11 protein-coding genes are annotated in these 10,580 nt (G+C 66.9%); 8 read left to right on the top strand and 3 right to left on the bottom strand.

What is annotated here, in order from left to right; genetic code table 11:
* A partial coding sequence (locus Q7T84_RS11425; RefSeq protein WP_304808862.1) for an aminotransferase class I/II-fold pyridoxal phosphate-dependent enzyme occupies positions 1 to 662 on the bottom strand: 662 nt, incomplete at its 3' end.
* Between the two features lie 385 nt (positions 663 to 1,047).
* Here Q7T84_RS11425 and Q7T84_RS11420 point away from each other — a divergent pair.
* The 8 genes from Q7T84_RS11420 to Q7T84_RS11390 all read left to right on the top strand — a co-directional run bounded on the left by Q7T84_RS11420 (position 1,048) and on the right by Q7T84_RS11390 (position 8,334).
* On the top strand, positions 1,048 to 2,052 hold the full coding sequence (locus Q7T84_RS11420) for a linear amide C-N hydrolase (protein ID WP_304808860.1): 1,005 nt from the start codon (positions 1,048 to 1,050) through the stop codon (positions 2,050 to 2,052).
* 65 nt (positions 2,053 to 2,117) lie between these two features.
* A complete protein-coding gene (locus tag Q7T84_RS11415; protein ID WP_304808858.1) occupies positions 2,118 to 2,843 on the top strand; it encodes a TVP38/TMEM64 family protein in 726 nt (241 codons plus the stop codon).
* A gap of 267 nt (positions 2,844 to 3,110) precedes the next feature.
* Entirely contained in the window at positions 3,111 to 4,688 is a 1,578-nt protein-coding gene (locus tag Q7T84_RS11410) for a 2-isopropylmalate synthase (protein WP_304808856.1), read from the top strand.
* A 145-nt stretch (positions 4,689 to 4,833) separates the two neighbouring features.
* Positions 4,834 to 5,715, top strand: a complete 882-nt coding sequence (locus tag Q7T84_RS11405; protein WP_304808854.1) for a DMT family transporter — start codon at positions 4,834 to 4,836, stop codon at positions 5,713 to 5,715.
* Between the two features lie 15 nt (positions 5,716 to 5,730).
* Entirely contained in the window at positions 5,731 to 5,970 is a 240-nt protein-coding gene (locus Q7T84_RS21155) for a molybdopterin-binding protein (RefSeq protein WP_370653652.1), read from the top strand.
* 43 nt (positions 5,971 to 6,013) lie between these two features.
* A complete protein-coding gene (gene modA, locus Q7T84_RS11400; protein ID WP_304808852.1) occupies positions 6,014 to 6,775 on the top strand; it encodes a molybdate ABC transporter substrate-binding protein in 762 nt (253 codons plus the stop codon).
* A 60-nt stretch (positions 6,776 to 6,835) separates the two neighbouring features.
* Entirely contained in the window at positions 6,836 to 7,666 is an 831-nt protein-coding gene (locus tag Q7T84_RS11395; RefSeq protein WP_304808850.1) for a thioesterase family protein, read from the top strand.
* A 146-nt stretch (positions 7,667 to 7,812) separates the two neighbouring features.
* A complete protein-coding gene (locus tag Q7T84_RS11390) occupies positions 7,813 to 8,334 on the top strand; it encodes a PTS sugar transporter subunit IIA (protein ID WP_304808847.1) in 522 nt (173 codons plus the stop codon).
* On the opposite strand, the gene Q7T84_RS11385 is transcribed toward Q7T84_RS11390, so the two are convergent.
* Together Q7T84_RS11385 and Q7T84_RS11380 are read right to left on the bottom strand one after the other, a co-directional pair.
* Positions 8,331 to 8,684, bottom strand: a complete 354-nt coding sequence (locus Q7T84_RS11385) for a hypothetical protein (RefSeq protein WP_304808845.1) — start codon at positions 8,682 to 8,684, stop codon at positions 8,331 to 8,333. The two genes, Q7T84_RS11390 and Q7T84_RS11385, sit on opposite strands and share 4 nt — an antisense overlap.
* Positions 8,685 to 8,716: 32 nt before the next feature.
* Positions 8,717 to 10,243, bottom strand: a complete 1,527-nt coding sequence (locus Q7T84_RS11380; protein WP_304808843.1) for an ABC-F family ATP-binding cassette domain-containing protein — start codon at positions 10,241 to 10,243, stop codon at positions 8,717 to 8,719.
* Positions 10,244 to 10,580: the final 337 nt, after the last annotated feature.

Here is a 10,580-nt window from a genome sequence, read left to right as displayed (position 1 = left end):
GCGATGGTCCAGAACTGGAAGTCGCCGAACACCAGGTGTTCGTACATGTCGTCGGTCAAGATCCAGACGTGCGGATGGCGCAGCAGCACGTCGGCGATGCCGCGCAGCTCCGCCTTGGTGTAGGCCGCGCCCGAAGGGTTGGACGGCGAGTTCAAGAACACCCACTTGGTCTTCGGCGTGATGGCCGCTTCCAGGTCGGCGGGCTGCAGCTTGAAGCCGGTGCCGGCGGTGGTCGGCACGGCCTTGGGCGTGCCGCCGGCCAGCAGCACGATGTCCCAGTAGCTGACCCAGTACGGCGTCGGGATGATCACTTCGTCGCCGGGGTTCAGCGTCGAGATCATCGCGTTCCAGATGACCGGCTTGCCGCCGGGAGACACGTTCACCTGGCTGGTCTTGTAGGTCAGGCCGTTCTCGCGCTGGAACTTGGCGACGATGGCTTCCTTGAGCTCAACGATGCCGTCGACATTGGTGTACTTCGTCTTGCCGTCGCGGATCGCCTTGATGGCGGCTTCCTTGATGTTGTCCGGCGTGTCGAAGTCAGGTTCGCCCGCGGCCAGGGAAATCACGTCACGGCCTTGCGCTTTCAGCTCACGTGCTTTCGCATCCGCCGCCAGGGTGGCGGACGGCTTGACGCGGGACAGCGCAGCGGATTCGAGCGACATGGCGGGGAGACTCCCAGGCGAGGAATGAAAGGAAACGCGCGGGGTTTAGCCGATGGCAGGGCCGAGGCAAACCCGAGTTCGGACGGGGAACGGCGTTTCGCCGCGGCGGTTTGCGTTTGAGGGCTGAAAAGGGAGCCAAACGCCGGGTTGCTTTGGTTTCGGCGGCAAGGCCCTAAGCGGCTGTGCGGGTGCATCAGGCGGCTATTGGGGTGTCCACCTACTCGACGCCGACGAGAACAACATGGAAGCTGACGTCTGTGAACGTTGTTCTGGCGCCTTGGCGCGCGCCGCCATTGTCCTGACCAGAGGTGAAGCGATGTGGAGTTCGATTCTCGCGTACCTGCCTGCCGTAGTTGCGTCGGCAGCTCTCGTTCTCGCGCCCGCCATGGCCCAGGCTTGCACCCGAGTGGTCTATCTGGGCGCCGACGGCGATGTGATCACGGCTCGGTCGATGGACTGGAAGGTGGATGTCGGGACGAACCTCTGGGTCTTCCCGCGAGGCATGGCCCGTAGCGGCGAGGCGGGGCCGAACTCGATCAAGTGGACTTCAAAGTACGGCAGCGTCGTTGCGAGCGGCTACGACATCTCGACAACCGATGGAATGAACGAGGCGGGCCTATCGGCCAACCTGCTTTGGCTGGTGGAGTCCGGCTATCCTACGCTCGACAAGTCGAAACCGGGCCTGACCATCGCGGCCTGGGCGCAGTATGTGCTCGACAATTTCGCCACCGTGCAGGAGGCGGTGGACGCCCTGAGACGGGAGCCGTTCACCGTGGTGACGGACAATGTTCCGGGCGAGAACCGACTGGCGACGTTGCACCTGTCAATGTCGGACGCCAGCGGCGACAGCGCCATTGTCGAGTACATCGGCGGCAAGCAGGTCATTCACCACGACCGCAAGTATCAGGTGATGACGAACTCTCCGATTTTCGAAGAACAGCTCGCCCTGAACGAATACTGGAAGCACATCGGCGGCGTGGTTTTCCTGCCAGGGACCAATCGGTCGGCGGACCGCTTTGCGCGCGCCTCGTTCTACATCAACGCGATCCCCAAGAGCCAGGACCCGGTCCATGCCCTGGCCAGCGTGTTCAGTGTGATCCGCAATGCTTCAGTGCCTTTCGGCATTACGACGCCAGATGAGCCCAACATTTCCTCCACGCGTTGGAGAACCGTCGCCGACCACAGGCGCAAGCTCTACTTCTTTGAGTCCGCGCTCACCCCGAACACCTTCTGGGTCGATCTGAAGAAGCTGGACTTCTCGCCCCGCGCCGCGGTCCTCAAACTCGATCTCGGCGAGGATCAGCGCAACGTCTTCGCTGGCGAAGTCGCCAAAGACTTCAAGCCCTCTAAGCCGTTCCAGTTTCTTGGACTGCCTGCATCGGGCGACTGATGCGCTCGTGGTCATGGCGGGGACCCCGCCTTGACCCCAGCGGCCGAAAAGGCGACGGGAGGCTCATGGGCCGCATCTTCCGCTTCATCTACGAAATGGACGCCAAGGCTTGGCGCACGGTGTTCGTGTCGTTCGTGCTGTTTGGCGGTGTGGGCGTGGTCTTCCTGTTCGGGGCCCAGGTGCTGGGCTTCAACGGCGAGGCCACGGTCGAACGCTGGCTGGGCCTGGCCTCCAACGGACCGTGGGCGTTGCCGGTCGCGGTGACGGCCTTCGCGGCGCTGGCCTTTGTGGGCGTGCCGCAGTTCGTGCTGATCGCCGCGGCGGTCGTGGCGTTCGGGGCCTGGACGGGTTTCGCCTATAGCTGGATCGGGACCATGGTCTCCTCGCTGGTGGGCTTTTACCTGGGCCGGGTGGCCGGGGCGCGGGCGCTGAAGACGTTGTCGGGCGAGAGCATGCAGCGGTTCATGGACCTGGTCGGCCGCAACGGGTTCCTGGCCAGCCTGATCGTGCGGCTGGTGCCCTCGGCGCCGTTCATCGTCGTCAATATGGCGGCCGGGGTGACGCCGATGCGGATGCGCGACTTCGCGGCCGGGACCGCGATCGGGATCATTCCGAAGATCGTGCTGACCGCTTTCGCCGGGGCGTCGATCGTCCAGGTTCTGAAGGGGGAGGGGCAGCGCCACATCCTTGGCCTGGCGGTGATCGCCGCGATCTGGATCGCGATCGGCTGGTTCGCGCGCAACTGGTTGAAATCGCGCGAGGATGCGATCAGCGGTCCCCGGAAGGACTGACCCCAAGCCTGACGACACGGGCTGTTCCAGGGGATAGTTCTTGCTCTGCAGCGGCGATAGCGCCGGTTTTTGCGCAAGAGTCTTGCGGCGCGGGCCCTATTTGGGTAGATACCCCGTCATGCGCACGCAGCTGAACAGCCTGCTTCTTCTCGACCTGGGGCTTAGCCGCCCCTGGGCCCGTTAGGCTGCGCGACTTCGCGGCCGGGCGCTCAGGGGATATCACCCGTCGCCCGCCCCTATAGAATGACCCGCGAAGAGAGTTCGCAAATGACCACCGCCCCCATCGACACCGCTCGCGATTCGCGTGATCGCGTCATCGTATTCGACACCACCATGCGCGACGGCGAGCAGTCGCCTGGCGCCTCCATGTCTCTGGACGAGAAGCTGGAGTTGGCCAAGATCCTCGAGGATATGCGGGTCGACGTCATCGAAGCCGGCTTCCCGATCGCCTCGAACGGCGACTTCGAAGCCGTCCGTGAAGTCTCCAAGATCGTCACCGAGAGCACGATCTGCGGCCTGGCCCGGGCAGGCATGGCGGACATTGAGCGCTGCGCCGAGGCGATCCGCCCGGCCAAGCGCGGCCGGATCCACACCTTCCTGTCGACCAGCCCGAGCCACCGGGACCACATCCTGAAGGCCAGCCAGGAAGACATCCTGGAGATGATCACCAAGTCGGTGACCCACGCGCGCAACCTGTGCGACGACATCGAATGGTCGGCCCAGGACGCCACGCGCACAGAGCAGGACTTCCTGCGCCGTTGCGTCGAGGCCGCGATCAAGGCCGGCGCCAAGACGGTGAACATCCCCGACACCGTCGGCTACTCCTATCCTAGCGAATACGCCGACATCTTCCGCGACATCATCGAGAACGTGCCGGGCGCCGACGAGATCATCCTGTCGACCCACTGCCATAACGATCTGGGCCTGGCGGTCGCCAACAGCCTGGCCGGGGTGCAAGGCGGGGCGCGGCAGATCGAAGTCGCCATCAACGGCATTGGCGAGCGGGCCGGCAACGCGGCGCTGGAAGAGGTCGTCATGGCCCTGAAGGTGCGCGGCGATGCTCTGCCCTACTATACGGGCGTCGAGACCCAGCACATCACGCGGGCCAGTCGTTATGTTTCGGCGATCACCGGTTTCCCGGTGCAGTTCAACAAGGCGATCGTCGGCAAGAACGCCTTCGCCCACGAGAGCGGCATCCACCAGGACGGGATGCTGAAGGATCGCGGCACCTACGAGATCATGAGCCCCGAGACCGTCGGGCAGGGCGCCTCGAACCTGGTCATGGGCAAGCATGCCGGCCGAGCCGGCTTCCGTGAGAAGCTGAAGGAACTGGGCTACGAACTGGGCCAGAACGCCCTGAACGAAGCCTTCCAGCGCTTCAAGGACCTGGCCGACAAGAAGAAGCACGTCTTCGACGACGACATCGTGGCCCTGGTCGACGACGCCCTGGCCTCGGGCGCCGACCGTATCCAAGTCAAGCATCTGCGGGTGATCGCCGGCACTGACGGCCCGCAGGAAGCCACCCTGACCGTGTCGGTCGACGGCGACGAGCGTTCGGCCACCGCCAATGGCGACGGCCCGGTCGATGCGGTGTTCAACGCCATCCACGAGGTGGTGCCGCACACCGCCATGCTGCGCCTGTTCCAGGTGCACGCCGTGACCGAGGGCACCGACGCCCAGGCCCAGGTCTCCGTGCGCCTTGAAGAAGACGGCCGGATCGCCACCGGCCAGGCCGCCGACACCGACACCCTGACCGCTTCGGCCAAGGCCTACGTCAACGCGCTCAACAATCTCTTCGCCCGCAAAGAGAAGACCGCCCCCGAGGCGATCGCCAGCGGCTTCTAGGCAAGGCGCTCATCCCGGCTGGCGCCATGCGCCAGGCCGGGATCCATAGACATCAATCTCTTCGGAGAGGCCTGTGCGAATGGGTCCCGGACAAGCGCCGCGCGCTTTCCGGGATGACGGCCGTGCGGGTTGTGGGACCTATTTCATGCTGTGGATCTTACTGACGGCGGCCGCCGCGCCGCTGCAGGTGGCGCGCAACGCGCTGCAGCGCGGCCTGGTGGGCGACGCCGGACCCTGGGGCGCGACGCTGGTGCGTTTCCTGTTCGGGTTGCCGTTCGCCCTGGCCATCTTCGCCGTTGTGGCGTTGCTGACCCCAGGCGCCGCGCCGCAGTCTTCGTGGCGGTTCTGGATCGCCATCTCGGTCGGGGCCTTCGGGCAGGTGGTGCAGACCGGGCTGCTGCTGCTCGCCATGCGCCGGTCGGGTTTTGCGGTCGCGACCTTCATGCAGCAGACCAACCTGCCGTTGGCGGGACTGTTGGGGTTGTTTGTGTTCGGCGACGTCATGGGGCTCGGCGGCTGGATGGGCCTGGCGGCGACCACCGTCGGCCTGGGCATCCTGTCTTGGCCTTCGCGCGGCATGACGAAGGGGGCGTGGGCCGGATCGGTCCTGGGCATCGCCTCGGGCGCGGCGATGGCGGTGGTGCTGAACGCCTATCGGCAGGCGGGCCTGGCGCTGGAGCCGGCCCATCCGATCTACGCCGCCACGGCCGCGGTCTGCGTCGCCCAGGCGCTGCAGTCGCTCGGCTTGACCGCGATCCTGGCGGCCACCCGACCCGCGGCCCTGCGGGCGGTGGCGGCGTCATGGCGCGAGTCGTTGGGCGCCGGCTTCTGCGGCGCGGCGGCGTCGGCCTTCTGGTTCAGCGCGCTCGCCTTGGCGCCCGCGGGACAGGTGAGGGCGGTCGGGGTTATCGAACTGCCGGTCGCCGCCGCGGTCGGCCGTCGGTTGTTCAAGGAGCGGCTGACCGTCCGGCAGGTCGTGGGCGGGGTCATCACCGCGCTGGGCGTGGTGGTCACCGCCCTGGGCTGACCTCTTCAGCCGGCCTTGGATATCGTCGCGGAGTCACGTTATGTAGGCGCGGTCAGCAGCGAGATCACCCTGTTGCTGGCCGACGGCAAGACCCTGACCGCCACCATCACTCGCGACAGCGCTCAGGCCATGGGGCTGGCGGTCGGCGAGCCGCGCAGATCAAGGCGCCTCACGTTATCCTGGCCGTCGAATAGGATTTGCCCATGCGAGCCCCTGTCTTCGTCACCACGGTTCTGGCGCGGAGTGTCACGTTGAACGCGGCCCAGCCCGCCGCCGCTCGACACCAAGGGACAGACCGATGAAACTGCTTGGTTGGATCGCCGCCGTCCTCGCCGCCTCGCTGATGGCGAGCGTGGCCCAGGCCGCCCCGGTGACGGTGTTCGCCGCCGCCTCGCTGAAGAACGCCCTGGACGAGGTGGGGGCGCAATACGCCAAGAGCGGCGGAGACGTCCGGTTTTCCTATGCCGCGTCCTCGGCCATCGCGCGGCAGATCGAGCAGGGGGCGCCGGCCGATATCTACGTCTCGGCCGACACCGACTGGATGAACTATCTGGCCGACCGCAAGCTGATCGTCGCCGCCAGCCGCCGTGACCTGCTGACCAACCGTCTGGCGCTGATCGCGCCGGCCGACTCCAGAGCAGCCTTGAAGATCGGGAAGGGAATGCCGCTGGCCAAGGCGCTGGGCGACGGGCGCCTGGCGGTGGCCGGTCCCGATGTGCCGGCCGGCAAGTACGCCAAGGCTTCGCTCAGCGCACTCGGCGTCTGGGGCGGTGTGTCCGGCAAGCTCGCCCAGGCCGAGAACGTCCGCATGGCGCTGCAATATGTGGCGCGCGGCGAGAGCCCGCTGGGGATCGTCTACGACACCGACGCCAAGGTGGAGCCGAAGGTGCGGATCGTTGGGCTGTTCCCAGAAGGGACCCACCCGAAGATCGTCTATCCGGTCGCCCGGGTCGCCGCCTCGAAGAACCCCGACGCCGCCAAGTTCATGGCCTATCTGAGCGGCCCGCAGGCCGCGGCGGTGTTCCGCAAGTATGGCTTCACGGTCCTAGCGCCCCGCTAGTTGCGGGTGGGCGACGAGGTCAGGCTTTGCGACGAAGCGGCCACTGGCTAGAACGTCGAAATGTCAGAGACCTCTTCGAATCCCGCCTACGACATCTCCCTTCGCGCGCTCGCCCCAGGGCGCTGGACGACCTTCGCGGCGCCGGAATGGCGCAACCCCGGCGGCGGCCTTTGGGGCGGCTACGCCCTTGGCCTGTGCGTCCGCGCGCTGGAGGCCGAACCCGAGGCGCGGGGGGAGGTGCTGTCCATGACCCTCACCTATGCGGCGGGCCTGCCGTCTGGAGAGCTGGATGTCCGCACGCGCCGCCTGCGGCAGGGCGGATCGATCGGGGTCTGGGAAGTCGAACTTAGGCCGCAGGGCGTCGAGGACGTCGGGGTGCACGGGATGGTCACCCTGGCGCGTCGACCGGCGACCCCGCCCTTCGCCTTCGCGAGCCTGCCGCATGCGCCGCCGCCGCAGGACCTGCCGACGCCAGATCATCCGGCTGGAACCGAGCATTTCGGGGCGTCGGCTTTTGAGCGGCGGACGTTGGACGGGTTCCCGCCCAAGCCCGGCGGAGATTCACGATCCCTGGCCTGGGTGCGGCCTCGGAACGGAAGCTGGGACAAGGCGCTGTTGGCGATGGTGACGGACAACTCAGCGCCGCGGGCCATGTACGCCCTGGACCGGGTGATGACGACGACCCTCTCGCTGACGGTCTATCTGCACGCCAGCGCCGAGGAGCTGGCCGCGCTGGGCGACGATTTCATCCTGATCGAATGCGAGGGCCGGGTCGGGGGCGGGGGCGCCTCGGACGAACGCTCCAGCTATTGGTCGAGTGACGGGCGGTTGCTGGCGACCAGCGAGCAACTGGCCTGGTACCGCCAGATCCCGCTCGCCTCGCCAGAGTAGGGCCTGCTCCGTTCACGCGATTGCGACCCGGCGCGCCTTCGTTTCGCGCCAATGCGGCCCATGTTGGAGGTGAAGCTGCGCCTCAGTCGGGCGGGGTCCTCCGCGAAGACGCATCGCGGGGCGCGTGAGTTGGTTTGGAGTAGAATATGCTGATCCGAGACATTCTGTCGGAACGCGACATCGTGCTTGATGTCTTGGCGCCGGATAAGGCCGCGGTCCTGGTTCGGGCCGCCACCTTGCTCGCGCGCGCGACCGGCGGCGATCAGCAGACGATCGGAGAGGCGCTTGCCGCCCGCGAGGCGACCGGATCCACCGGTTTCGGATCAGGCATCGCCATACCGCATGCCTTGGTCACCGGCATCTCGGCGCCGACCGCCTGTCTCCTGCTGCTCAACCAGCCCGTGGCCTATGAGGCGATCGATGACCGTCCGGTGGACATCGCCTTCGGGCTGTTGTGGCCCAAGCATGACACGCGCGGGTTCCTGCCGGGCCTGGCTCAGATCGCGCGGGTGCTGCGCAGCAGAGGTACGCGCAAGCTGCTGAGAACGGCGCCGACGCCGGCCGCGGCCTTGGCCTATCTCGACCAAAACGCCGAGGTGGAGGTCGAGGTCGAACCGGCGGCGGACGTGCGTTCGCCCGGCCGAGACCTCTACCTTCAGGACGCCTAGCGGGCCTTGCGCTTGGCCAGTGCGAGCGGCGTCAGCGCCGCGAGCACGCCGGCGACATTGGCGATCAGGTCCTTCATCTGGAAGGTCCCCGAGACGATGCCGAAGATCTGGGTGATCTCCAGACCGGCGCCGAGCGCCAGATAGAAGCCGCCGATCAGCCAGGGCTTGGTGCGCGGAAGCGAGGCGATGGTCAGCACGGTCAGCAGGTAGCCGTAGATGACATGCATGGTCGCGTCGGCCGGCGGCGCCCACTTGCGGGCGTTGTAGTTCGGGTCCAGCGCGCCGACGAGGCACACCGCGAAGACGACGAGCAAGGCGGCCCGGCCACCCCAAGTGATCACTTTCTGCATGCGCCTTGGTTAGCGCGCTTCGCCGCGCGCGCCTATTGGGCCGCGAAGAACTCGTCGGGACTATCCACCTCGATCAGCCGGCCCTTGCGGATCTCCAGGAACCGGGTGGCGGCGGAACGGGTGAAGTAGCGGTCGTGGGAGACGAACAGGCAGGCCACGTCCGAGCTTTCGAGCTGGGCCTCGAGCTCCTCCTGGCCTTCGATGTCCAGGTGGTTGGTCGGCTCGTCGAGCAGGTAGAGGTTCGGCTTGGAAAGCTGCATGCGCAGGAAGGTCAGCCGCGCGCGCTCGCCGTGGCTGAGATCGCCGATCGGACCCTTGATCCGCACATAGGGGAACCCGGCCTTGGCCAGCAGGGCGTTGGCGTCGCGGGTGGTCGCGCCGTCGATTTCGGTCAGGTAGTCGACGAGGCTGGTCTTCAGCGGCAGGGCGGCCATGCGCTGGTCGAAATAGACCAGCCGGCTCTGCGGGTTGAAGCGGATCGGGGCCTGGCCGTCATAGTGCTCAAGCTCGGGGTTGAAGGCGCGGGCCAGGGCGCCCAGCAGCATCGACTTGCCGGTCCCGTTGACGCCCAGCAGGGCGATCCGGTCGCCGCTCGCCACCGCCAGCCGGTCGATGTGGAACAGCTTGCGCGCGCCGTCCGGCGTGGTGACGCCATAGTTCTGGACGCGCAGGGCGACCTTGGCGTCCATCTCGCCGTCGTGCAGCTCCAGCCGCCGCTCGCGGGCCGAATAGGCGCCGGTGCGCTCGGCCTCGATCCGGTCGATCCGCTTCTCGGTGGCCTTGGCGCGCTTGTGGAACTTGTCGTTCTTGACGCCCCAGACGCGGTAGCGGGCCGCGACTTTCTGCAGCCGCTCGATCTCCTTGGACTCGACCTGTCGCCGCACGGCGTCGGCGGCGTCGCGTTGCAGCAGGGCTTCGCGCGCCTCGATGAAGGGGGTCTTGAAGCTGTGGGCGCCGTCGGCGCGCAGGAACAGCGTGCGGGTGGTGGTGCGCTCCAGGAACTCGCGGTCGTGGCTGACGATCAGCATGGGCAGGCGGTCGTCGTCGGCCAGCCAGCTCTCCAGGGTGTTGATGTTGGAGAGGTCCAGGTGGTTGGTGGGTTCGTCGAGGATCAGCAGATCGGGCTCTGACAGCCGGGCGGCCGCGGCGATCAGCATCAGCCGCTGCCAGCCGCCGCTGAGCGATCCGAAGGGCTGCTGCGCGGTCTCGTAGGACACGCCGATCTCGCCCAGCAGGACGTCGACCTTCCAGTCGTCCGAGCCGTCGGTGACGGGCAGGGCGCTTTCCAGCACCTCGCGGACGGTGCGCTCGGCCAATCCTTTGGGGACATCCTGCGGCACGTAGCCGATCTTCAAGCCGCGCGAGCGGACGATCTGGCCGTCGATCAATTCCAGTTCGCCCAGCAGGCATTTGAGCAGGGTCGACTTTCCCGCGCCGTTTTCGCCGACCAGGGCGGTGCGCGCGTCATCGAGCTGAAAGCTCACGCCCTCGAAGACGCGGCTGGAGCCGTAGAAGAAGCTGGCGTTCTCGACGCCCAGGACGGCCTGACGGGGTGACATGTGATGCGCTGTTTAGTCGTAACGGTGATAGGCGGGGCGGGAGTAGTCGTCGCCACAGGCGGGCGCGGCTGTAACTCCAGGGCGACAGTCGGGTGACTATCACCCCCGGAGTCGCCAAGTCGACCGACTCGGCGGAACAATCGCTCGCTTTCCGGATTGAGGCCCCAATGTTCATCGTTCGAAGCCATCGGCGATATCAGGGTGCGGCTGGTGCGTGACGCGGCGCTAGCTGGGGAGGCGCCTGCGCCGTCCCGCGATCAGGCGCTGCAGCGTCTATTCAGTTCTTGGGCGGGGCTTTTGGAGCGCCTGCCGGTCGGGGTCTATGTCTGCGACGTCA

The sequence above is a fragment of the Phenylobacterium sp. genome (genome assembly GCF_030654915.1).
In the GTDB taxonomy this organism is placed as follows: domain Bacteria; phylum Pseudomonadota; class Alphaproteobacteria; order Caulobacterales; family Caulobacteraceae; genus Phenylobacterium.
This window is presented reverse-complemented; position numbering and strand designations above follow the sequence as displayed.